19 protein-coding genes and 2 pseudogenes are annotated in these 22,601 nt (G+C 69.3%); 12 read left to right on the top strand and 9 right to left on the bottom strand.

Features of this window, described 5'->3' with window-relative positions:
* Positions 1-637: 637 nt before the first annotated feature.
* Positions 638-1,684 (bottom strand): hypothetical protein, encoded by a 1,047-nt coding sequence (locus MCAG_RS17650; RefSeq protein ID WP_036373962.1) that lies wholly within the window; start codon positions 1,682-1,684, stop codon positions 638-640.
* Positions 1,681-2,073, bottom strand: a complete 393-nt coding sequence (locus MCAG_RS17645; RefSeq protein ID WP_007074334.1) for a PadR family transcriptional regulator — start codon at positions 2,071-2,073, stop codon at positions 1,681-1,683. The genes MCAG_RS17650 and MCAG_RS17645 overlap by 4 nt, the downstream gene beginning before the upstream one ends.
* Here MCAG_RS17645 and MCAG_RS34950 point away from each other — a divergent pair.
* Together MCAG_RS34950 and MCAG_RS17635 are read left to right on the top strand one after the other, a co-directional pair.
* Complete coding sequence (locus MCAG_RS34950; RefSeq protein WP_232290208.1) at positions 2,020-2,469, top strand: IS110 family transposase; 450 nt, start codon at positions 2,020-2,022, stop codon at positions 2,467-2,469. The genes MCAG_RS17645 and MCAG_RS34950 overlap by 54 nt on opposite strands.
* A gap of 90 nt (positions 2,470-2,559) precedes the next feature.
* A complete protein-coding gene (locus MCAG_RS17635) occupies positions 2,560-3,045 on the top strand; it encodes an RICIN domain-containing protein (RefSeq protein ID WP_036373956.1) in 486 nt (161 codons plus the stop codon).
* Positions 3,046-3,323: 278 nt separating this feature from the next.
* Here the strand turns inward: MCAG_RS17635 and MCAG_RS17630 are convergent, their stop codons facing one another.
* Both MCAG_RS17630 and MCAG_RS31010 read right to left on the bottom strand, forming a co-directional pair.
* Positions 3,324-5,516, bottom strand: coding sequence for an ABC transporter permease (locus MCAG_RS17630; protein WP_007074332.1), 2,193 nt, complete (start codon positions 5,514-5,516; stop codon positions 3,324-3,326).
* Between the two features lie 226 nt (positions 5,517-5,742).
* Positions 5,743-5,910, bottom strand: coding sequence for a hypothetical protein (locus tag MCAG_RS31010; protein ID WP_369751327.1), 168 nt, complete (start codon positions 5,908-5,910; stop codon positions 5,743-5,745).
* Positions 5,911-5,949: 39 nt separating this feature from the next.
* Here MCAG_RS31010 and MCAG_RS17625 point away from each other — a divergent pair.
* A pseudogene (locus MCAG_RS17625) lies at positions 5,950-6,354 on the top strand (LuxR C-terminal-related transcriptional regulator); the annotation flags it as partial.
* Positions 6,355-6,666: 312 nt separating this feature from the next.
* Here the strand turns inward: MCAG_RS17625 and MCAG_RS17620 are convergent.
* Both MCAG_RS17620 and MCAG_RS17615 read right to left on the bottom strand, forming a co-directional pair.
* The gene (locus MCAG_RS17620) at positions 6,667-7,608 is read right to left on the bottom strand and encodes an NAD(P)-dependent alcohol dehydrogenase (RefSeq protein ID WP_232290207.1); all 942 of its coding nucleotides are present in this window, start codon (positions 7,606-7,608) and stop codon (positions 6,667-6,669) included.
* Positions 7,609-7,847: 239 nt separating this feature from the next.
* Positions 7,848-8,264, bottom strand: a complete 417-nt coding sequence (locus MCAG_RS17615; RefSeq protein WP_050777998.1) for a GNAT family N-acetyltransferase — start codon at positions 8,262-8,264, stop codon at positions 7,848-7,850.
* A 270-nt stretch (positions 8,265-8,534) separates the two neighbouring features.
* Here MCAG_RS17615 and MCAG_RS17610 point away from each other — a divergent pair, with 270 nt between their 5' ends.
* Positions 8,535-9,140: a hypothetical protein gene (locus tag MCAG_RS17610; protein ID WP_232290206.1), complete on the top strand. Its 606-nt coding sequence runs from the start codon at positions 8,535-8,537 to the stop codon at positions 9,138-9,140.
* Between the two features lie 61 nt (positions 9,141-9,201).
* On the opposite strand, the gene MCAG_RS34945 is transcribed toward MCAG_RS17610, so the two are convergent.
* A complete protein-coding gene (locus MCAG_RS34945; RefSeq protein WP_232290205.1) occupies positions 9,202-9,681 on the bottom strand; it encodes a hypothetical protein in 480 nt (159 codons plus the stop codon).
* A 224-nt stretch (positions 9,682-9,905) separates the two neighbouring features.
* A complete protein-coding gene (locus MCAG_RS17600) occupies positions 9,906-10,109 on the bottom strand; it encodes a cold-shock protein (RefSeq protein WP_007074326.1) in 204 nt (67 codons plus the stop codon).
* Positions 10,110-10,468: 359 nt separating this feature from the next.
* On the opposite strand from MCAG_RS17600, the gene MCAG_RS17595 reads away from it, so the two are divergent.
* The 5 genes and pseudogenes from MCAG_RS17595 to MCAG_RS31005 all read left to right on the top strand — a co-directional run bounded on the left by MCAG_RS17595 (position 10,469) and on the right by MCAG_RS31005 (position 13,692).
* A complete protein-coding gene (locus MCAG_RS17595; RefSeq protein ID WP_036373949.1) occupies positions 10,469-11,170 on the top strand; it encodes a helix-turn-helix domain-containing protein in 702 nt (233 codons plus the stop codon).
* A 66-nt stretch (positions 11,171-11,236) separates the two neighbouring features.
* Entirely contained in the window at positions 11,237-11,413 is a 177-nt protein-coding gene (locus MCAG_RS17590) for a hypothetical protein (protein WP_007074324.1), read from the top strand.
* A gap of 51 nt (positions 11,414-11,464) precedes the next feature.
* Positions 11,465-12,211 (top strand): MIP/aquaporin family protein, encoded by a 747-nt coding sequence (locus MCAG_RS17585; RefSeq protein WP_007074323.1) that lies wholly within the window; start codon positions 11,465-11,467, stop codon positions 12,209-12,211.
* 181 nt (positions 12,212-12,392) lie between these two features.
* Positions 12,393-12,800, top strand: a complete 408-nt coding sequence (locus MCAG_RS17575; protein WP_036373943.1) for an arsenate reductase ArsC — start codon at positions 12,393-12,395, stop codon at positions 12,798-12,800.
* 63 nt (positions 12,801-12,863) lie between these two features.
* Positions 12,864-13,692: pseudogene (locus MCAG_RS31005) on the top strand (FAD-dependent oxidoreductase).
* A 56-nt stretch (positions 13,693-13,748) separates the two neighbouring features.
* Here the strand turns inward: MCAG_RS31005 and MCAG_RS17565 are convergent.
* Positions 13,749-15,323 carry a glycoside hydrolase family 43 protein gene (locus MCAG_RS17565; RefSeq protein WP_007074321.1) on the bottom strand — a complete coding sequence of 525 codons (1,575 nt, stop codon included), beginning with the start codon at positions 15,321-15,323 and terminating at the stop codon, positions 13,749-13,751.
* 1,088 nt (positions 15,324-16,411) lie between these two features.
* Between MCAG_RS17565 and MCAG_RS17560 the strand changes: the two genes are divergently transcribed.
* The 3 genes from MCAG_RS17560 to MCAG_RS17550 all read left to right on the top strand — a co-directional run bounded on the left by MCAG_RS17560 (position 16,412) and on the right by MCAG_RS17550 (position 22,553).
* Entirely contained in the window at positions 16,412-19,285 is a 2,874-nt protein-coding gene (locus MCAG_RS17560; protein ID WP_007074319.1) for a family 43 glycosylhydrolase, read from the top strand.
* A gap of 168 nt (positions 19,286-19,453) precedes the next feature.
* Positions 19,454-21,880 carry a family 43 glycosylhydrolase gene (locus tag MCAG_RS17555; RefSeq protein ID WP_007074318.1) on the top strand — a complete coding sequence of 809 codons (2,427 nt, stop codon included), beginning with the start codon at positions 19,454-19,456 and terminating at the stop codon, positions 21,878-21,880.
* Positions 21,881-21,920: 40 nt separating this feature from the next.
* On the top strand, positions 21,921-22,553 hold the full coding sequence (locus MCAG_RS17550) for a hypothetical protein (RefSeq protein ID WP_007074317.1): 633 nt from the start codon (positions 21,921-21,923) through the stop codon (positions 22,551-22,553).
* The last annotated feature ends 48 nt before the right edge of the window (positions 22,554-22,601 follow it).

Raw genomic sequence — 22,601 nt, 5'->3', positions numbered from 1 at the left:
ATCGTGACCAGCGCAAACGGTGGGCGATTCGGCGCGTGGTCCAAATCGCCAGGACATTGATCAGGCGGCGGATCTCGTTGACGGTCAACACGATCATGTCCGCTTGCTCGGGCTCGTCGTCCGTTGTTGCCTCGGTGGCGCAGATCGCGAGGATGGCGAGGGGCTGCCGGGGCGAAGGTGGTGAACCGTGCCATGAGGTCCAGCGGCGGACCTCGTGCTGGTCGAGGCCGGCCTGGTCGCAGCGGTCACGAACGAGTCGATCAGCAGGTCGCTGAGCTGTTGCCAGCGGGCAGCGTCTACGCCGTGGCTTTCGGCCACCGCACGGTCTGAAGTTGTATCCACAACGTACAGATGATCATGCGGTGGCCGACCCTGTTCCCGAGGCTCTCCGCTCAGATCACGAACGGCCGGCTGCCGTACCAATGAGGCTGAACCTCGGACCGCCCAGCAGTTTCGGGCGCGGGGCCATCGAGGGACCGCGGCCTGATCATGACCGGCCGCCGTCACTCGCTGCGTCGACACAGCTGTGCGGGAGCCAGTGACCAAAGATCGCTAGTGGACACCTGCACCGTTCCTCAGCCGGCCAAGGTAGTCCATGACTCGACTCGCGAACACGCGCTCCAGCGATGCTCCTGCGTTAGCCGGCGAGCGGCGCCTGGTCACGGTACATGGCCGAGCGACGCAGACAGAGTGCCACAGCGGCAGCCGCACACGCGGCGGCACCGAGCGCGAGTACCGGAACCGTCCAGGACGAGCCGAAATCGAAGGACCAGTACGGCTTGAGCGGGGCGTGCACCGTGTACACGGCGTTGGTGTGGTCGCCCAGATGACGCAGCAACTGAACCGCGTTGCCGAGGAGGGCGGCCACCGGAAGTGCGGCGCTGGCCAGACCCACAGCGACGAGCAGGCTCCCGGCCGCGCGGCGCAGGACGCTCAGGTATCGCATGCGGTAGGCGATCGCCGCCGACAGCAGCCATCCGGCCAGCATGCCCAGCACCGCGCCACCGGCGGTCAGCGGCAGGTAGGCGTCGCTGCGTTGGGCGAAGAAGGCAGCCTTCACCAACGTCTCACCGCTCTCCGACACGCATTCGTCGGCGACCAGCACCACCTTATGGCGGACCGCGAGCAGATCCCCGGCGCACCCGACGTCCCCGGGGGCACGGGAGGTGAACCGTGTGATGGTCCATCCTTCGGCGGCCAGCCGGTCGCTGGCTTGGTCGAAGCGCCATCCGGGAGTGGAGATGAGCCCGGTGGACGCGCCCAGAATCGGGGCTCCCGGCCCACCGCCCATGGGGCTGGCGTCCGGCTCCACGGGACCGTCGGCAATCCTGCTCATGAGGGTTTTCGCCGCGTCGCCGGTGGGTAGGGCGGCGAAGGTCCGCTCACCTGCCCAGGAACCGGCCGCGGCGCCGAACGCACCGAACGTCAGGGTCGCCAGCACCGCCGCCGCCAGCGCGAGCGACCGGTGACCCGGCACCCGGAAGCGTTGCCGGAGCCCGCCGAGGACCAGGTCGGTCACGTCCGCCGGTCGGGGACGTTCACGACCCGGCTCCGCGCTCTCCATGAGGGTGGTGAGCATCTCGGTGGCATGCCGGCGCCGGTAGTCACCGGGATAGGCCAGCAGTAGACGCCGATACCAGGTCTCCAGCACGGAGTCCGACAGGGGCCGCAGGCTGGTGGTCACGCGGACACCTCCAGCGCCGTTCGCCGCGCCAGCCCGGTGGGCAGCCACCCGAGTGCGCGTGCGCCGAACGACATGCCGGGCACGGCCCGGCGACGGAGTTGGCTCTGGGCGACGGTGGCTCGCCGTTGCAGCCGCTCGGCCTGGACCGCCAGCGCCGCGGCACCGCTGTCGCTGAGCCGATAGTAGCGGCGCAGCCGCCCGTCGACGGCCTCCTCATGGTCGATCTCGATCAGGCCCTGCTCGGTCAAGCGGTCGAGAGCGCCGTAGAGCGTGCCCGCGCGCAGCCGGACGTCACCGTCCGACAGCTGGGCCACGGCTTGGATCAGTCCGTAACCGTGCAGTGGCTGAGCAGCCAGCGCGGTGAGAACGAGGAAGGTCGGTTCATGCATGGGAGCAAGCTACGTCAACCGAAATATATCGTCAACCGTACTATCGAGGTTGCTGATCATCCGCTGGTCGGCACGACCGTGCCCAGCTGGGCGGTCGAGGGTGGCAACGGCATCGGCCGGCACGTCGCTCAACGCCTGGTCGCTGACGGCGAGACCGTCGTGGACGTTCCCGCGAAGCTGTCCGCCCGGGCCCGGGTGTTCGCCACCGGCCAGGGCCGCAAGACCGACCCGGTCGACGCCCGCAGCGTCGCTGTGGTCGCCTGCGCACCGAAGGCCCGCGGCAGGTCGTCACCGACGAGCAGCCAGGCTCGGCATAGAGCCGGTGAACAGCACACAAATTCGATCTTGCGTCGGTTCCGTCCCGTGTGGCGGGATCGTATGGTCGGCGCTGGATGATCTTCGGGTCAGTCCACAGAAAAGTCACTGAGGACGTTCGACAAGGGGAGGGCCTGCGTGTCACGCAGCGTACGATCTATCCTGGCCGGTTTGGCGGCGACCACGGCGGTCACCGCGTCCACGCTGGCCGTCGCGTCTCCGGCCCACGCCGCCACCCACTACAACATCATGAACTACAAGAGTGCGCTGTGCATGTCCGTCGGCGGCGGCGGCAGCACCGCCAACGGCGCCCAAATCATCCAATGGGGCTGCCCCTTCCCCGGCGACAGCACACCGGAACGTTTCTGGCACTGGTCTGGTTCGCGCATCATCAACGACAAGAGCGGCAAGTGCCTGTCCGTCGCGGGCGGCGGCAGCACCGCCAACGGTGCCGCGATCATCCAATGGACCTGCAACGGCGAACCCGAGCAGAGCTGGCGCAGCAGCGGCGGCTACCTGATCAACGGCAAGAGCGGCAAGGTGGTTTCCGTCGAAGGCGGCGGCAGCGTCGACGTGGGCGCACGCCTGATTCAGTGGAGCGCGACGGGCGGCCAAGAGCAGGGCTGGGAGTTCCAGGCCATCTACATCGACGGGTGACTGGCGGCCACGGGACTGGCGCCGCCTGACCGCGGCGCTGGACCCGGATCTTCCCGCGATCGGGCCGCCTGGGATGTCGTCGGCAAGACCAGGCGGTCTTCTGCGGTGCCTTGCTCCATGTCCTGCCCCGTCCTGGCCTCGCCGAAGGTCGCCGTGTCGAGCCGACCTAATGCCCGCCCGACTTTCGCGCGCGCCCTCAATCTGAGGGTGAGATTCTGGCGCGCGAATCGTGTCCGGGGGTGGCAGCGGCCCGACTGCCGTCTTGCGGTGGTACGGGTTCACCCCACGATGCCGACGGGAGACCGCGCGGGACGGTGGCGCAGTGATCGCCAGGTCGGCAGCGCGCTCGCCAGCACCGCTAGCAGCAGGCAGAGCCCCACCACCCCGCCGACCACGGACCACGGCACCACCAGGTCGACCGGTCCGCCGACCTGCTCGGCAAGGCCGGCACGGATGCTCAGCAGACCGACGAACGCGACAGCCCCTCCGAGCAGCGCACCGATCAGCACCACCAGGGCGGGCTCGGCCGTGACCAGCCAGATGACCTGCCTCCGGGTCGCACCGGCCAGCCGGATCAGCCGCAGATCAGTCACCCGGCCGGCAGCGGCCAACAGCAACGTGTTCGCCACCGCGACAGCCCCGTAGCCGGCTGACACACCGATCAGTAGCAGCGTGAAGATCCAGACGAGGCGATCCTCGGCGCGATCCGCCTCGGCCGCCCACACGGAGACGTCCACGATCCGCGCTCCGACCGGAGGATCGATCCGGTCCTGCACGTACACCGCGGAGGTGAGCGCCGATGGGTCGTGTGTCCGCACCACGGATCGGGGCAGTAGCAGGTCGCCGGGGATCGAGTCGTCGGTGACGACCGCGACGACGCGCAGCGACACCTCACCATCGGCGAAGACCAGCGCGTACGGCTCGGAGGGCTGCCGGTTCGCCGAGGCGGGAAGGACCACCGTGTCGTCGCCCCTCAGGTCGCCCAGTGAGCCGGCGACGACGGTGAGCGCCCGGTTCGCGGTGGCGAATCCCGCCGGGTCCACGCCGAGCGCGGTCAGTGGCCGGTTCTCCGGCGACGTGCTCGGGTCGCTCTCGAAGACCGTCGTTGGCAGGAGGGCGGTGCCCCCGGTCGCTGCGACGGCCTGGTCCGACAGGCCCGGCGCGCGGTCGGGCACGACGATCCAGCCGGCGTTCACGTTGTCGGCCCGGCCCGCCGCATACGCGGCCGTGGTGGTGCGCACCATCCCGGAGACCAGTACCGCGAACGCGACCGTGAGCAGCACCGGGGCGGCGACGGAAGCCGTCCGCCGGGTCGCGGTCAACGCCCCGGCCCGGACCAGCATCCCGATCGCGCCACCCGGTCGACGCACCGGCGACCGCAGCATCCGCACCACCGGGCCGACGGCCGCCGGAGCCAGCACGGTGGCACCGGCCACCAGGGCTATCACCGCGTAGAGGGCGAACGTGGCGGCGTCGCGGGCTTCGTCGGACGTCGCGGTGCCGAGGCTTAGGGCGACCCCGGCCACGACGAGGAGCACTCCGGTGGCAATCCGTAGCCGCCCGATCGGTCGCTGTTCCACCGCCGCCTCGCGCAACGCCTCCAGCGGGCGAACGCGTGCCGCTCGGCGCGACGCCGAGCAGACGGCCAGCAGCGCGATCACCGGGCCGGCGACGAACGAGACGGCGACCGGCCAGTGTTCGTACCGGACCTGGAAGGTCGCCGGCTCGAAGCCGACGTCGACCAGAAGCCGACCCAACACCGGGGCGAGCGCCGCGCCGGCCAGGAGACCGACGAGCCCGGCCGTGGCACCGACGACGAGCGCCTCGGCGTAGACCATGCGGCGGACCTGACGGGGAGTGGCGCCGACTGCGCGCAGCAGTCCCAGCTCACGGCGACGCTGCGCCACGGTGAACGCGAAGGTGGAGGCGACCACGAAGACCGTGACGAAGACGGCGAGGGCCGCCGTGGCGGTGAGCACCTGCATGCCGATCCAGCGGGTACGGGCGTCACCCCGAGGCTCCAACGCACCGCGTCCGTCGCCGGTCAGCACCCGTCCGTCTCCCCCGACGACACCGCGAGCCGTCTCGGCGACCTCCTCGGGATCGGCGCCCGGCGCGACCAGCAGGCCAATGGCCCGGACGCCGGGCGCGAGCGCGGCGGCAACCTCGTCCGTGACGTAGACGCCGGGTGCGTCGACCAGACCCGTGACGGTGTACGGCTCCAGGCCCGCCGCCGTGAGCAGGGTGACCGGCCCGCCGGGACGCAGCCCGAGCGCCCGGTCGACGACCACCTCGCCGGCCTGCCGGGGCGGCTCGCCGGCCGTGAGACGGAGTCCCCCCAACCGGGCGCTGGACCAGCCGTGCCCTTGGTGGGCGTCCTCCCGCTGCGCATCGGTGGCCGGGGGCCGACCGTCGACGAGCGCCTGGGCGTAGAAGGTCCGGTCCGGCACTGCCTTCGTAACGCCCGGCACCTTGGCCAGCTTGCTGGTGAGTTCCGCCGTCCTGGTGCGGACCAGGGCCGGGTTGGCGCGAACGAGTCGGCCGGCGCGCCCGCCTCGGGGCTCTGCACCACCACTGCCGCGTACGCCAGCCGGTCGGGCACCTGCGGGCGGCCGGAGGCGAGCAGCAGGGTGGCCGCCGCGACCAGTGCCACGCCGAGGGTGACGGCCACGAACGCGCTTGCCGACCGCCGGACGCTCAGCACTGCTGCTCCACAGCCGCCTCCGCCGGGAGCGTCTCCCGTTCGGCGATCCGCGCGGCGACGACCGTGGCGGTGATCCCGCCGGTCATGTCGTCAACGACGCGGCCGTCGGTGAGTAGGAGAACGCGATCGGCGTACGCGGCGGCGGTGGGAACGTGGGTCACCATCACGACGGTCTGCCGGTGGTCGTCGACGAGTGCACGGAGCAGCACGTCTACGGGGCACTGCGCGCCGGAGCCAGCGGATTCCTGCTCAAGGACACCCCGCCAGCGGAACTGCTGGCCGGCATCCGGGTGGTGGCCGCCGGAGAGGGACTGCTCGCGCCAACGGTGACCCGCCGGCTGATCGACGAGTTCGCGCGTCGGCCCGAGCCGGCCCGGCCGCTACCGCGACGGCTGGAGGGGGTGACCGAGCGGGAACGGGAGGTGCTCATGCTGATCGCCCGCGGCCTGTCCAACGCGGAGTTGGCCGAGCAGCTCAGTCTCAGCCTGCCCACCGTGAAGACGCACGTCGGGCGGTTGTTGACCAAGCTGGCGGTACGCGATCGGGCACAACTGGTCATCGTCGCCTACGAGACGGGCCTGGTCGGACCGGGCGGCCTACGCTGAGCGGATCGCCCGCACCGAAGAGAGCCCATCACCGGGTACGTCCCGTCATGCCCGAGGTGGGTGACGATCCGGCGCAAGTCGGTCATTGCCCAGCCGGGCGGTGCCGACGTTGGCCCCGTGCAGCAGGGACGAGCCAGGAGATCGGCAGCCTGGTAGCTGTCGCCAGCTGGCTTTCACCGGATCAGGTCCAACAGCTGGTCACGCGTGCGAGGGAGCTCAGATCGGGCGGTCTTGATCAGATGCTGCTCGACAGCCGTGACGCCGCAGTGACCGAACGCGCGCCCGATCAGCGGCATGTGCGGATGCCGCTGGTCAGTTGATGGTCACGATGACTTTTCCGAGTGCGCGTCCCTCTCCGACGTGGGCCAACGCCTCGGGCACCTGATCGAGGGTGAATGATCGGTCGATGTGGATGGCGAGGTTGCCCGTGGTGCAGAGGTCGGCCACCGGTTCGAAATGCGTCGGCCCTTCCTTGACGGCGAGCACGCCCAGGCGGCGGTGGGTGAGCCGGCCGGCCGCGGCACCGATCGTCAGTACGCGCAGCAGCGCCGAGACCGATCCGCCGACGCACCGGTAACGGCCGCCGGGGGTCAGTGCCCGGCGGTAGGCGAACACCGACCGGTGCGCGACCAGGTCGAGGATGAGATCGTACGGGCCGCTGCGGGTGAAGTCCTGGCTGCGGTAGTCGATCACCTTGTCCGCGCCGACCGATCGCATGAAGTCGAGCTTGCCGGCGTTGTCGACGCCGGTCACCTCGGCGCCGAGCTGCTTGGCGAGCTGAATGGCGAATGAGCCCGATCCTCCGCCGGCACCGTTGATCAGGACCCGTTTCCCGACTGCGGCGCCTTTGGTCCCCTGCCACGCGATGACGCCCGCCTGCGGGATCGCCGAGGCCTCGGCGAAGGTAAGGGCGGCGGGCTTGTGGGTCAGAACCGACTCGGGAGCGATCGCGTACTCGGCGAAGCCGCCCTTGAGCATGAGGTTGTCGCCATACACCTCGTCACCGGGTCGGAACCGGGTGACGGCCGGGCCGACCGCATCGACCCAGCCGGCGATGTCCGAGCCGAGTGTCCGGCGTGCCGGTGAGCGTAGCCCACCGATGCGTGAATACAGCGGTGAGCCTTGCAGAGTCTCCCAATCGCTCAGGTTGACCGAGGTCGCCGCAATCTTGACGAGCACCTGCCGGGCAGTAGGAGACGGCTTGGGGACGTTTTCGATCCGCAACACATCCGGGGGCCCGTACCGGTCGTACACGATCGCTCTCATCCACGTACTCCTAGCTTCTAGCCCTTCATCAAGGCAGTCCGGCCGCAGTACGTCCAAGGCCTGCAGGCAACGGTTTCTTGGTAGCACACAGAGACGAGAGATGACCGTCCTCAAGGCTGAGCCGACACTGCCGTCGCTGCGACGACGTACCCAACTCGACACGTCCAAACACCAACAACTCGCCGACGTCACCCTCGGTGACGAGCGCTTCGCGGCAAATGAATGCGTCACTCTCCAAGAGATTTGGCGAGAAGGATCTCCAGTGGTTCACCCGGTAGCAGGAGGCATCCGCGGTCGACGTAACCCAGGCGGCGGTATAGATGCTGGGCTTCTTCGCTCGCCAGGGTCGATGTCATCACCGAGCCATGGCCCGCTGCCCGCTGCTGGTTCTCCCAGTGCTGGATCAGCCGGGTGCCGAGGCCTTTGCCGCGGTGCTGCTCGAGAACGAACAACATGTTCATGAAGGGGATTTCGTCCCAGAAGAGGCCCCACCTGAGCCATCCCTGGATGGACGTGTCTTCCACGGCAACGGTGACTCGACCGACCTCGATGACCCTGTGGAGTTCCATCCGGTCGACGTGAAGATCCGACTGGACGAGGAACGGCACATCCCGATTGTCTGCCACGCGCAAGCTGATCGCCATGGAAGGACGATGACACAGGTCGCCTGCGACCCGTGCCCGCACATCGACAGATGTGCGCACTGGTCACCGGGGTGCGTCCACTGGAGTGGTGTACGACTTGCCCGTAATGGTCGTGTTGCGCAGAGGGGAGACGGCCACCGCACGATCCTTCGAGACGGCTAAGTCCAGTGAAGGGGAGTGATGCGCGATGGCCGCATCTGAGAGGGTGAACCCTGTGTTGACCTGCTGTGCGAGCAGATCGTGGGCGCGTCGCCGGACGTGTTGCAGGCGATGATCAGAACGTTCGACAACCGTCACCGCAGCGGCTTGAATAGTGGTGTGCAGGTCAGCAGGGACGGGCGGAGTTGGCGCATCGGCGCCGCCGCCGACGTGGAATGGATCGCCGGTCACGCCACTGCCGGCATCTCGATCACCACCGCCATCCCGCCGATCTTCGACGCCTACGCCACCACGTACCAGGCCGACGACGTCACCGCCGCCGCCTACGAGCACGCTCTGGTCGAAGACCTCATCACGCACACCCCCGACCAGCCGTGGTGGCTGGCGTACCTCGACACCGGCGCCCATGACGTCGTCTTTCCCCACGCCCCCAGGGTTTCGCTCTACTGGAACTGGCCGTACGTGCTGGTCGAAGCCGGACCCGAGCAGGCCCTCACCTGGCGGACCGGTCACATGCGTCACTCCTGCGGATCGCTACCCGACCTGTTCTTCCCTGCCGACCGGTCATGGCTGGTCTCCGCACTCTGGGACGACACCTGGACCTGCGTCGGCGGCCCGGAACCGCTGATCCACACCCTCGAACGCGACCCTGTGGCCAACGCCCGCCGGGTCCGACCCGACGAAGACGCGCTGCCACCGGGCCTGACACGCGAGTGACGTCCCCGGGGGGATGGCGACGGTTGCGGCGGCGATGTAGCGGCGGCCGTGCGGCGCGCGATCAGAATGGTGCGGGTCCGCGGCCTGCCAACGACATCAACACCTGCGTGGCGAGTAGCTTGCGTACGCCGGTGACGGCGACTGTCCCCACCCGATCGTAGGGCAGCTCCAATTGCAGCCCTTGGCCTGCGTTGCGAAGGTCTGTCGTGATCTCGTCCGGACGGAACGTGCCGCCCCAGCCGCTGAGGTCTCCGCGCTGGTTGGTACTGAGGGAAGCCATGCCGGAGATGCAGGCACCGTCGACCAGGATCAGCCTCGCAGGACCCGAGTAGGTCGTCGTCATAGTCATCAACCCTTCAGGATGTAACGCCGTGCACCCCGGCCCGGGCTGGCTGACAGTCATCATGAGGTAGGGCGTCGAGTCCGACCATGGTGTGCTCCACCTGACCTCGACCGTACGTGCCTCGACCGTCAGGGCGGCGGCGATGCGAAAATCGGCCCGTTGTGGATACGGGTCGATGCCTGTGTCTGTCTGGCTCATGAGCCAGAGGCGCGCCTTGGGCGATCTGGCAGTCGGCCTTGGCGGACTTGCGCCCGAGGTCCGAATCGATCCGGGGAAGAGAACACGGGGCAATGCCAAGTCGGCTCCACGCCGAGATGGCCGACCTTCTGCCGATCAGACAATTCTCGCGATGCCGCGGTAAGCGCATGAGACGCCGAACGGCGGCCCGCTGAACCAGTCGGGCCGCCGTTGCGGAATGTGGATCAGAGCGGGCGGATGTTCTCCGCCTGCGGGCCCTTCTGGCCCTGGGTGATGTCGAACTCCACCTTCTGGTTCTCGTCGAGGCTGCGGAAGCCGCTCGCCGAGATCGCGGAGAAGTGGGCGAAGACATCGGCGCCGCCGCCGTCCGGGCTGATGAAGCCGAAGCCCTTGTCGGCGTTGAACCACTTCACGGTACCTGTAGTCATGTCTGCTCCTTCGCAGGCTGTCAGAGACCGCACTGTGCGGACCCTTACGCCGCCGCGTTGATCACCCGCGTCGAAACGACACGAAAACGAAAGCGCCTGGATGGGTTTCAGATGCCCCATCAGGCGCCGGAAAACGTCTACGGAAATCAAAACTGCAACTCGGCTACCGTAGCACACAATCGGTCGTCGATCCCACCGCTGGTCGCCGGCCTGCCCGGTCAGGCATGGCGGTGGGGGGACCCAACCACTCGTCTGCATGCCACGCCGCGTGGGTGGCACGTTGACCGGGTTCACGATGGGCCATCTGGAGGTCACCCCCCACTTGACGGCAGGAAAACATCTCAGCGATAGTTGAGTCAATGATGACTGAGCTTGCTTCCCTGCAAGGGCGTGCTCGGATCCACGCCGCGCTCGGCGACCCGGCGCGCCTGGCGATCGTGGACGCGCTCACCCTGGGCGACGCCTCCCCCGGCGAGATCGCCCAGGACCTGGGGATGCCGACGAACCTGGTCGCCCACCACGTCAAGGTCCTCACCGACGCCGGCCTCGTGGTCCGTGGCCGGTCCGAGGGCGACCGCCGCCGCACCTACCTGCGGCTGCGACCCGAAGCCCTCGCCACGCTGACCCCGTCGCCGCTGACCGGCGTCGGTCGGGTGGTGTTCGTCTGCACCCGCAACTCCGCCCGCTCGCAGCTTGCCGCCGCCCTGTGGTCCGAGCGCACCCACACCGCGGCGGCGTCCGCCGGCACGAAACCCGCCGAGCGGGTTCATCCGCGCGCCGTCGCCGTGGCCCACCGGCACGGGCTGACCCTGGACCCGACCGCGACCTCCCATGTCGCCGACATCGTGCGCGACGACGACCTCGTTGTCGCCGTCTGCGACAACGCCCACGAGGAACTCACCGGGCCGGGCCGACCCCGGCTGCACTGGTCGGTGCCCGACCCGGTCCGCCTCGACACCGACGACGCGTTCGAGGCCGCGTACGCCGACCTCGCCGCCCGCGTCGACCGCGTCGCCCCCGTCATCACCCCCGCCATGAGCTCGGGAGACCACCGTGACTGACACCAACGCCTACCTGCGCAAGACCTCTCGGTCGACCAGCAGCTCGCGCTGCGCGCCGCCGACGTCGTGGTCACCGTGGGCTGCGGCGACGCCTGCCCCGTCTTCCCCGGCACTCGTTATGAGAACTGGGACCTCGACGACCCCGCCGGCCTCACCGTGGCCGGTGTGCGGCCGATCCGTGACGAGATCGAACGCCGCGTCCGCCGGCTGCTCGACGAGCTGAACGTCCCCGCCACCCGATAGACCCCGGCCGACAGCGGTCCGGGCGTTACCGCAATGGGAGAGAACAGACTGATGACCAATGCACTCTGGCGGCGCCTGCTGGCCGAGTTCACCGGCACCGCCCTGCTGGTCACCGCCGTGGTCGGCTCCGGCATCATGGCCACCACCCTCTCCCCCGACGACGTCGGGTTGCAGTTGCTCCAGAACTCGATCGCCACCGCGTTCGCTCTCGGCACGCTGATCCTGATGTTCGGGCCGGTCTCCGGTGCCCACTTCAACCCGGTGGTCTCCGCCGCCGACTGGTTCCTCGGCCGCCGCACCGGCACCGGCCTCACCGCCCGCGAACTCGGGGGCTACGTCGTTGTCCAGGTCGCCGGGGCGATCGCCGGATCGGTGCTGACGAACCTGATGTTCGACCTGGCCGCAGTCGACCTCTCCGGCAAGGACCGCGCCGTCGGGCATCTCTGGTTGGGTGAGGTCGTCGCCACCACCGGTCTGATCCTGCTGGTCTTCGCCCTCGCCCGCTCGGGCCGCGCCCCCGTCGCGCCCGCCGCCGTGGGCGCCTACATCGGGGCCGCGTACTGGTTCACCTCGTCCACCTCGTTCGCCAACCCGGCCGTGACGATCGGCCGCGCTTTCACCGACACCTTCGCCGGCATCGCCCCCACCTCCGTCCCCGGCTTCGTCCTCGCCCAGTTCGTCGGCCTCGCCGTGGGCATCGGCCTCCTGGCCGCGCTCTACCCCGACGCCGGGCGGGCCGCCGACCAGGTGGTGGTGCCCACCGACGACCGGGACCCGACCCTCGACCACCACCGATGACCAGCGAGCCCGAGCACCGGACAGCCCACACGTCGTACCGCGGCCTGCTCAACCGGCCGCATCCGGCCGGCCGGTACCGGCTGCTCGACCGCAACAGCGACCCCGACCGAACGCTGCCCACGATTCCTGACGAGGCGCCGGTGAACCGGCCCTGCGACCCGTACCGCCAGAGAGGCTGCTGATGTCCGACAAGCCCAGCGTCCTGTTCGTCTGCGTCCACAACGCCGGTCGTTCCCAGATGGCCGCCGGGTGGCTGCGCCACCTTGCCGGTGACGCCGTCGAGGTCCGCTCCGCCGGCTCCGCTCCCGCCGAGACCGTCAACCCCGCCGCAGTCGCGGCCATGCGCGAGGTCGGGATCGACATCACCGACCAGACCCCCAAGCTCCTCGAGTACGCCACCGCCGAGTCCTCCGACGTCATCGTCACCATGGGCTGCGGGGACGCCTGCCCGGTCTTCCCCGGCAAGCGCTACGAGGACTGGAAACTCGAAGACCCGGCCGGCAAGGGCGTCGAATCGGTACGCCCGATCCGCGACGACATCCGGAGCCGGGTGGAGAAGCTGCTCGCCGAGTTGCGCCCCACCGGCTGACCCCGTCACCGCCCGCCGATCCTCGACGCCGGCGGGCGGCTGCACCCTGGGCAGAATCCCCTCGTGTCCGACCCGCACGGCCTGATCATCATCGGCTCCGGGCCCGCCGGGTACACCGCTGCCCGCGCCGACCTCGCACCCCTGGTCATCGAGGGCAGCAGTCCGGCGGGGCGCATGTCCGCCTGCGCCACCTGCGACGAGTCTTCCGAGGCCAGGACATCGCCGTCGTCAACGGCGGCGACACCGCCGTGGAAGAGCCACCTTCCTCACCCGCTTCGCCCGCAGCGTCACCATCGTCCACCGCCGCGACACCTTCCGCGCCAGCCGAATCATGACCGACCGGGCGCTGGACAACGACAAGATCCACCTGGCGTGGAACAGCGTCGTCGAGGAGATCCTCGGCCACGACGACGCCGTCGCCCGAGCCCGCCTCCGCGATATCCACACCGGCCAGACCCGCGTCCTGGACGTCACCGGCGTGTCTGCCGCCATCGGCCACAACCCCCGCAGCGAACTGTTCCGCGCGGCGACCGCGTGTCGCAGCGCGGTCACCCGCGCAGCGGCGATCTCTTCCGACGACAACGCCGCTTCGTCGGCGCCGCGATCGGTGCTCCACCCGGCACCCACGTCGTCCGTCCCGCCGCTGCCCATGATCGGAGGCTTCACGCCGCCGACCGCCGCGCGCTCGAAGCTTGCCAATCTCAGGCGAACCTGGATCTGCCCTGCTTTCTTCACGGCGTGTTCAGCGGCAAGGCTAGCTGTAGCCAGTGGAGAGAGCGTTTCGGATAGCTGGACGCGCTGCTATCGAACAACGGGATCGACGCCTGGCACCCACCAGCGTGCGCGCCGGATGGAGGTCAGCTCCGTGGTGCTCAGCTTCGCCACGGCGTAGCTGCATCACGAACTTGTTTGAGTTTTTGATGTTAACCATGCCCACCTTGCCGCCGGTCAGGGCCCCGACTCGGACCCGGGTGTCCGCGCGTCGTCGCCCCGGGGCTCGTAGTCGAACCAGTCGAAGCGGACGCTGCCGGCTGCCGCGTACATTCCGATCACCCGGCCGGTGAAGCCACCGGCGACCTCCGTCGAAAGGTAGCGGCCGTCCAGTGTGGTCAGCACGTCGACCGCGCCGTCCGCCTCCTCGATCCCGAACTGGAGCAGGTCGGGCTCCTTGCTCGGGTGCCAGTCACCGGGCGACGGGGCGATCACGTCGAGGCGGAGGCGGACCGGGCCGGCCGTGACCGAGCGGGTGGCCACCGTCGACAGCACCGTTCCGATTCGGGCGACCACCCGGACCTCTCCATCGCCCGCCTCGATCTCGTAGTGATGCCGCTCGTCGAGGCGTACCGCGAGCCCGCCGCGCCCTGCGGTCGCGTCGACCAGCGTCCGGACGCGGCACGACAGGTGTTGCTGACGGCGGCCGACGAACGTGACGGCGGGATCGTCCATCGACGCGCCGCGCGCCCGGAGCGTGAGCCAGCCGGGATGTTCCGTCAGCGACCAGCTCTCGGCGGGCCGGGACCGCACCGAGATCCAGCGCGGATGCAACCCGTCGTTGTCGAAGTCGTCCGGTACGGGCAGCGGCACCGGGTGCGCGGCCCACGGCGGCGCCGTCATGACCGGCGCGACCTCGCCCACCACCGGCCAGCCGTCGGTCCAGGTCACCGGGGCCAGGAAGGTCTCCCGCCCGAGTACGTGCCAGCCGGGGGTGCCGCCACCGGGGCGTACGCCGAGCAGCACCATCCACCACGATCCGTCGGCCGCCTCGACGAGGTCGGCGTGGCCGGTGTTCTGGATCGGACGGTTGGTGCCCCGGTGGGTCAGAATGGGGTTGGCCGGGCAGGGCTCGAACGGCCCGTCGGGGGCGGGCGCGCGGGCGATCGAGACGGCGTGGCCGCGCTCGGTGCCGCCCTCCGCGATCAGGAGGTACCAGTAGCCGCCGACCCGGTACAGGTGCGGCGCCTCCGGTGCCTGCGCCCCCGGCGCTCCGGACCACAGCCGGCGCGGCCGGCCGATCGTCCGCCCGGTGTGCGGGTCGATGCGCACCTGTTCGATTCCGGCGTAGGTGCACCAGCAGTTGCCGTCTTCGTCCCAGGCGAGGTCCGGGTCGATGCCGTTGACCCCCGGCACCCGGACCGGGTCCGACCAGGGGCCAGCCGGGTCAGTGGCGGTGTAGATCAGGTTTCCGCCGCCGTCGCCGACGCTGGTGACGATCAGCCAGAAGCGCCCGTCGTGGTGGCGCAGGGTCGGCGCGTAGACGCCTGCGGAGGACGGCATCGTGGGCGGCAGCACCAGTTGGCTGGGCCGGTCCAGCACGTTGCCGATCTGCTCCCAGTGCACCAGGTCCCGGCTGTGGAAGAGGGGCACCCCCGGGAAATACTCGAAGCTGGAACAGGCCAGGTAGTAGTCGTCGCCGACCCGGCAGACGCTCGGGTCCGGGTGCAGACCGGCGAGCACCGGGTTGGTGAATACGCCGTCGGTCCAGCCGTTCGCCCCGGGCCTCGTGCGGGACTGAGTCAATGTCATCCAACGCCTCCCTGAGTTCGAGATTCTCCGTGAGTGCGGGTCACCTCGCAAGGTCGGGCGCCGTGCTGCCGAGGGGCCGAGCCCGGTCACGACAATGGATTGGCGCATAGATTCCCCTGATTCCGCACCGCTCCCGACGAAGCCTTCTCTGGCGCTCTCGCCGGAAATCCGCCTACAAGATCGTGCGAGTGATTCGAGGGCCTCTTCGGCGGTCTTGGTCCGAATGAACGGCCGCAGGTCGCGTTTTTGGTCGGCGATCCAGGAACAGATGTCGACTTTCAGGGTCGGGACCTGCCGAGGGCCTGGATCCGGCTCTTCTCGTCCACCCAGAGCACGATGGCCCGCCCGGGCGGGTGTGGTAGAGCCCGACGACGTCGACGACCCTCTCGATGAACAGCGGGTTCGTGGAGTTAGAAATGTCCGCTCGGTGTGGCTTGAGGACGGAATCAAGCCAGATAAACCCAATCGCGGAGTTCGACGACCGCAACTTCTCGGCCACCGACCTGCATGACCAGCGGGCGGCGTTGCGCGAACCTCCCTTCAACGTCGTCACCACCCCGTATCGGCTGGTCGAGGCCGATCGACGGCGGGGCGGTCCGGCCGCTGCCCGTCCATCAGCCCGTCCAGCCGCAGCTTCAGAAACCGCCGCCACTTGCCCACCGCCCCACTCTCCACATCCACCGCCCCTACCCACTCGTCAAACGAATTTTCGGCGCAGCACACTGGACGAGTGCCACGCCTTGCTCCCGATTACAAGGGTGGCGTGTTAGCGCGCACATGACGCCCGTTATCAGACTCTCGTTGTCTGTCGACCCATACATCACCCTCAGGGATTTTGTTGTGGATTGGGCAAGTTGTGTTCCGATGCCCAACGGCCTGATCTCGCGTTTCGGGAGCACTCCCAAGCCAAATCCCCACCATTTCAGGAAGATTTCCAGCAAGTCTCAGCGATGTCTTGACAGCACATGTGAGCGATAACATTATGAACTCCCCCGTTACGTTCGCGGCTGGAGTGGCGCATGAAAGTATCCGTGGGTCCTGGTGTCTCCGCTGCGTCAGGTGGGCTGCGACGGGTTTCGCTGGGAGTCGTGGGGGCGCTCCTGTGTGCCGGCGTCGTGTCCGTCGGTGGTCCGGCCCAGGCCGTCGACGGCTGGTCGCCCGAGTCGTCGTACACGTCGACCGACCGGGGCGACGGGACGTACTCCGTGCCGCTGCTGCGCTCCGACGTGCCGGACATCAGCGTCGAACGGGTCCCGGCCGCCGAGAACGACGAGGGCCGGGACATCTACTACATGATCAGCACGACGATGCACCTGAGCCCGGGCGCGCCGATCATGAAGTCCTACGACCTCGTGAACTGGGAGACCGTCAACTACGTCTTCGACCGGGCGAGCATCGGCGACTCGTTCTCCCTGCGCAACGGCCAGAACTCGTACGGTCAGGGGCAGTGGGCCTCGTCGCTGCGCTACCACGACGGCATGTTCTACGTCGCCTTCAACACCAACAACCTCAACGGCGCGTACATCTACCGCACGGCCGACATCGAGGACGGCGCGTGGCAACGCACGGCCCTCGGCCGTGGCCTGCACGACCCGTCGCTCTTCTTCGACGTCGACGGCACGCCGTACATCTTCTACGGCTCGGGCGGCACCAGCGCGGTACGCCTCAACGCCGGCCTGACCGCGATCGAGCAGGACTACCCGAACATCTTCACGGCAAGCGACTACGCCGGTAAGCCGTTCATCGGCGGCCTGTTCGAGGGTGCCCAGTTCTACCGCATCGACGGCTGGTACTACGCCGTCATCATCACCTGGCCCTCCGGCCAGGGGCGTCAGGTCGTCATGCTCCGCTCGAAGGATCTGCTCGGGCGGTACACCTCGGCCGGCGGCGTCAACACCTACGAGGCACGCGGCGTGCTCAACTCCAACGGCTTCGCCCAGGGCAGCCTCGTACCGGTCTCCCGCGCCGACGGCGGGACCGACTGGCACGGGATGTTCTTCCGCGACACGTTCCCGATCGGTCGCATCCCCGCGCTCATCCCCGCCACCTGGTCCGACGGGTGGCCGACCTTCGGCAACAACGGGGTCGTGCCGGTCGACGGCGAGTTCGCCAAGCCGATCCGGCTCAGCCCGGCCGAGGAGGCCCTCGAACGGCAGAAGAGCCTCGTCGCCTCGGACGACTTCGCCAACGACGCGCCGCACAAGGCGTACCTGGACGAGGAGTGGACGATTCCCGCGCCGCCCGACCTCGACGAGTCACTCCTCGGCGTCGAGCTGCTGGGCAACGCCGGCTTCGAGTCCGGGGGCGTCGCGCCGTGGGCGGCGCAGTTCGGGGCCACGCTCGGCCTGGACCCGGCCGACCGCGCCTCGGGCTCGGCGGCGCTGCGGGTCGGCAACCGCACGCTCAACGGCTCCGGCCCGAACCAGTACCTGAACGGCAAGCTCCAGCACGGCGTGACCTACACCGTGTCGGCGAAGATCAAATACGCGTCGGGGCCGAGCAGCGTGCGGTTCAACCTCGCCGCGGACTGGGGCTCGGGCGTCCAGGTGATGGCGTTCGGCACCGTGCCGGTCGGGCAGTGGACGACGGTCACCGGCCGGTACACCTTCCCGACGACGGCGAACCTCAACAACGTCAAGTTCGCGGTGGAGACGCCGTGGGGCAACCCGCAGCCGCCGTCGTCCAGCGTGGAGTACCTCATCGACGATGTCTCGATCGTCGGGCAGCCGGTGACAACCGAGTACCCGACCGAGGCGGAGATCGCCCCGAACGGCTCGCGGCTGGACATGGCGTGGGAGTGGAACCACGCCCCGGACAACCGGTACTGGTCGCTCACCGATCGGGACGGTTGGCTGCGGCTGACCACCGGCAAGGTGGTCACCGGCCAGTACGTCTACACGAAGCTGTCGAACCGGGCGGAACTGGCCTGGTTCGAGGAGGCGCGCAACACCCTCTCGCAGCGCACCTTCGGTCCGCGACAGTCGGCCGAGACCCGGATGGACATCTCCGGTATGAGGAACGGCGACGTCGCCGGCCTGGCCGCCTACAACCGCGGCTTCTCGTACGTGGCGGTGAAGCGGGTTGGGGGCCAGAACACGCTGGGCGTGGTCAACCGGGTGCAACCGTTCGCGGTCGACCTCGACCAGGCCGCGCTGGAGAACTTCCTGCCGGGCACGACGGTGCCGCTGGGGGACGCGACCGAGGTGTACGTGAAGGCCGATCTGGACTTCGCGTCGCCGGTCGGACAGCTCTGGACCACCTTCTACTACAGTCTCGACGGACTGACCTGGACCCGGCTCGGCAACCGGGTCGGCCCGCAGACGCTCGACGGCAGCCTCGCGCACTTCATGGGCCACCGGGTCGGCCTGTTCAACTACGCCACGCAAGCGACGGGCGGACGGGTCGACTTCGACCACTACCTGCTCAGCGACACGCTGACGGCGCAGGGCCTGCCGCTGGACACCAGCGAACTCGACGCGGCCATCGCGTACGCGGAGACGCTCGACAGCCGCCACCACCCGACGGACGCCTGGACGGCGATGCGGGCCGCGCTCGCCACCGCGAAGGCGGCCCGGGCCGGTCGCTTCGGCACCCAGAACCAGATCGACGCGCCGGAGCGGGCGCTCAGCTACCAGCTCGCCCGACTCGGCGTGCTCCGGGCCGCACCCAGCCTGCCCGTGACGGCGAGCGCCCAGGCGCGGTGCGTCGGGGCCCGGGCGTACGTCGCGGTGCAGGCACACAACGGCCACACCGCACCCGTCGACATCACCCTGGAAACCGCCCACGGCACCCGGACGTTCACCGGCGTCGCACCCGGCGCCAACGCCTACCAGTCCTTCAACACCCGCGCGACCTCCGTCGCCGCCGGCACCGCCACCGTCCGAGCCACCGGCACCATCGACGGCACCACCGTGACCACCGTCGCCACCGCCAACCACCCCGCCATCAGCTGCGGCGGATAGCCGCCACGGAAACGTCACCGGCCTCTTCCCGGTGGCCGGGTCCAGCCGGTCCCCCGCGCCTCGACCCGGCCGCGTCGAACGACCCGTCCTGCCACAGGGCCAACCGTCCCACCGACCCGAAGCAGGGTCGGTAACCCACAGTGCACATCAGAGCGAAGGAGGATACGGGTGAAACAACGCTTGCGAGGGGCTACCCGGCGCCGGGTCACCGCGATCGCGGCGGTCGGTGCCATGCTGGCCGCGGGGCTGGTCGCCACGTCGGCGCCGGTCCAGGCCGCCGAGCAGAATCTCATCGTGAACGGGGGATTCGAGGCCGGCATCGCCAACTGGTTCGTGAACAACGGCAACTCGACCGACAGCGCGGTGCTGTCGTCGACCCCCGACGCCTACTCCGGTTCGAGCGCGGCGCTCGTCACCGGCCGGGCCACGACCGGGTCCGGACCGATGCAGGATCTCAGCGGCAAGGTGCAGGCCGGGCAGACCTATGCCCTGACGGCCCGCGTGAAGTACGAGAACGCGAACGGGCCGGCGACGAAGCAGTTCTTCGCCACCATGCACTACGGCGGGTCCACCTACACCAACCTGGTCAGCGTGGTCGCGACGAAGGGCCAGTGGGCGCAGTTCAACGGGACGTTCACGATCCCGGCGGCGCAGAACGTGTCGACGGCGCGGCTGTTCTTCGAGACGCCGTGGACGAGCACGCCGGCCACCAGCCCGGACCTGCACCTCATGGACTTCAAGCTCGACGACGTGTCGGTGGTCGGGGCGGCACCGCCCCCGCCGCCGTCGAAGACCATCGAGGTGGTCGGCAAGCTGCCCGGTGAGCACAACCCCTTGATCGGGCACAAGTTCGGCGCCGACGGTTTCGGCTTCGTGCACGGCGGCCGGGTGTACCTGTACATGACCAACGACACCCAGGGCTACGCCCCCGACCCGGTCACGGGTGTCTCGCCGGGCATCAACTACGGCAGCATCAACCAGATCACGCTGATTTCCTCTGAGGACCTCGTGAACTGGACGGACCACGGCGAGATCCAGGTCGCGGGCCCCAACGGCGTGGCGCCGTTCACCGGCAACTCGTGGGCGCCCGGCATGGCCAAGAAGACGGTGAACGGCAAGGAGAAGTTCTTCCTCTACTACGCCAACGGCGGCGGTTCGAGCAACGTGATCACCGGTGAGTCGCCGCTCGGCCCGTGGACCAGCGAGCGCACGAGCACGCTGATCAACGGCAGCACCCCCGGTGCCGAGGACGTCGCGTGGAAGTTCGACCCGGCTCCGCTGGTGGACGACGACGGCCAGGCCTACCTCTACTTCGGTGGCGGCCCCGCGTCGACGAACATGCCGGCTGCCGAGCGTTTCAACAACCCGAAGAACATCCGGGCGATCAAGCTCGGTGGCGACATGATCTCGACCCAGGGGTCGGCCGTGGTGGTCGACACCCCGGTCTCCTTCGAGGCGGCGCAGGTCTTCAAGCGCGCGGGCAAGTACTACCTGTCGTACTCGTCGCACTTCGGCGGACCCGACTTCGGCGGCAACCAGACGCCCCTGCCTGGCTACCCCGGCGGCGGCCAGATCGGCTACCTGATCTCCGACAATCCGATGTCGTGGCCGAAGGAGACCTACGCGGGCGTGCTGTTCCCGAACCAGTCGCAGTTCTTCGGCGCCGGCACCGGTGGCAACAACCACCAGTCGGTGTTCGAGTTCGGCGGCAAGTACTACTTCACCTACCATGCCCCGACGCTCAACAAGCGCATCAACGGCAACACCACGCAGGGGTACCGCAGCCCGCACATCCAGGAGCTGACCTTCAACCCGGACGGCACGATCCAGCAGGTCGTGGGCAACTACGCCGGCGTCAACCAGGTCAGGAACTTCGACCCGTACCGCGTGTTCGAGGCGGAGACCTTCGGCTGGAGCAAGGGCATCGCGACCGCGAAGGTCGACGGCGCCTCCGCCCAGTTCGGCACCTCGGCGCCGAACCTGGTGGTGCGTGACATCGACAACGGCGACTGGACGGCGCTGTCGTCCGTCGACTTCGGCACCGACGGCGTCGCCAGCGTGACGGCGAAGGTGCGGGCGCTGGCCGCCGGCGGCCGCATCCAGGTGCGCCTGGACGACGTCGCGGGTCCCGTGGTCGGCACGGTCCCGGTCGACGCGCCGGTCGGCGGGTGGGCCGAGGTTTCCGCCGCGATCAGCGGCGTCAGCGGCGTGCACGACGTCTACTTCACCTACTCCGGCCCCGCCGGGGCGGACCTCTTCGAGATCGACTCCTGGAAGTTCGAGGCCGCGACCGCCCAGCCCGAGTTGCCGGTGACGGCGAGCGCCCAGGCGCGGTGTGTCGGGGCCCGGGCGTACGTCGCGGTGCAGGCACACAACGGCCACACCGCACCCGTCGACATCACCCTGGAAACCGCCCACGGCACCCGGACGTTCACCGGCGTCGCACCCGGCGCCAACGCCTACCAGTCCTTCAACACCCGCGCGACCTCCGTCGCCGCCGGCACCGCCACCGTCCGAGCCACCGGCACCATCGACGGCACCACCGTGACCACCGTCGCCACCGCCAACCACCCCGCCATCAGCTGCGGCGGATAATCACCGACCCCCATCAACCACAGACGTCAACGGAGATCGCATGAACACTTGGAAGCGTAAGCGGCTGTTCGCGGCGGGTGCCGCGGCTGCCCTCCTGGCCGGGACGACGGCGCTGCCGTCACCCGCGATGGCCGAGGACGGTGACGGTGCCGACGTACGGGTGACGGTCGACATCGAGGAGATCCGGGAGCCGGGCGTGCTCGCCCTGTCGGTCGCGGGCGACTCCGTCGCGCTGGCCGAGGACGGCTCGACCCTGCTGGTCCGCCAGTTCGTCGGCACCCTGCCGACGGTGACGGTCACCGACACCCGTACCGCCGACGAGGTGCCGGCCGGCGCGGCCTGGGCCGTGGTCGGCAGCGCGAGCGACTTCGTCAGCAACGGCGGACAGGCGCCGATCAGCGCCGGTCACCTCGGCTGGAAGCCGCGGCTGATCGACGGCGGCACCAGCGGCTCGGTCACCGAAGGTGATGAGGTCGTGACCGTACTGGACGAACCGACCCAGCCCGGCAACAATGTCGGCCTGGCGGACCAGGAGCTGCTGATGTCGACGTACGACTCCGGCGCCGTCGCCGGTGACTCGTACTCCGTCAACGCCGACCTGTACCTGCGCACCCCGGCGGACGTCGCCGCGGGCGCGTACACCTCGACGTTGACCCTGTCCCTGTTCGAATGATCACGCGCGGGGTGGGGCCGGTTGCAGCGGCCCCACCCCGCACCCCGC

The sequence above is a fragment of the Micromonospora sp. ATCC 39149 genome, from assembly GCF_000158815.1.
Taxonomy (GTDB): domain Bacteria; phylum Actinomycetota; class Actinomycetes; order Mycobacteriales; family Micromonosporaceae; genus Micromonospora.
The sequence above is the reverse complement of the archived record's forward strand: the minus strand, read 5'-3'. Positions and strand labels throughout refer to the sequence as shown.

What these genes read in the sequence shown, in the direction of transcription:
- MCAG_RS17565 (WP_007074321.1), bottom strand. Translation starts at nt 15,323, where the DNA reads ATGACATTGACTCAGTCCCGCACGAGGCCCGGGGCGAACGGCTGGACC.
- MCAG_RS17585 (WP_007074323.1), top strand. Translation starts at nt 11,465, where the DNA reads ATGACCAATGCACTCTGGCGGCGCCTGCTGGCCGAGTTCACCGGCACC.
- MCAG_RS17610 (WP_232290206.1), top strand. Translation starts at nt 8,535, where the DNA reads ATGATCAGAACGTTCGACAACCGTCACCGCAGCGGCTTGAATAGTGGT.
- MCAG_RS17595 (WP_036373949.1), top strand. Translation starts at nt 10,469, where the DNA reads ATGATGACTGAGCTTGCTTCCCTGCAAGGGCGTGCTCGGATCCACGCC.
- MCAG_RS17600 (WP_007074326.1), bottom strand. Translation starts at nt 10,109, where the DNA reads ATGACTACAGGTACCGTGAAGTGGTTCAACGCCGACAAGGGCTTCGGC.
- MCAG_RS17615 (WP_050777998.1), bottom strand. Translation starts at nt 8,264, where the DNA reads ATGGCGATCAGCTTGCGCGTGGCAGACAATCGGGATGTGCCGTTCCTC.
- MCAG_RS17550 (WP_007074317.1), top strand. Translation starts at nt 21,921, where the DNA reads ATGAACACTTGGAAGCGTAAGCGGCTGTTCGCGGCGGGTGCCGCGGCT.
- MCAG_RS17645 (WP_007074334.1), bottom strand. Translation starts at nt 2,073, where the DNA reads ATGCATGAACCGACCTTCCTCGTTCTCACCGCGCTGGCTGCTCAGCCA.
- MCAG_RS34945 (WP_232290205.1), bottom strand. Translation starts at nt 9,681, where the DNA reads ATGAGCCAGACAGACACAGGCATCGACCCGTATCCACAACGGGCCGAT.
- MCAG_RS17575 (WP_036373943.1), top strand. Translation starts at nt 12,393, where the DNA reads ATGTCCGACAAGCCCAGCGTCCTGTTCGTCTGCGTCCACAACGCCGGT.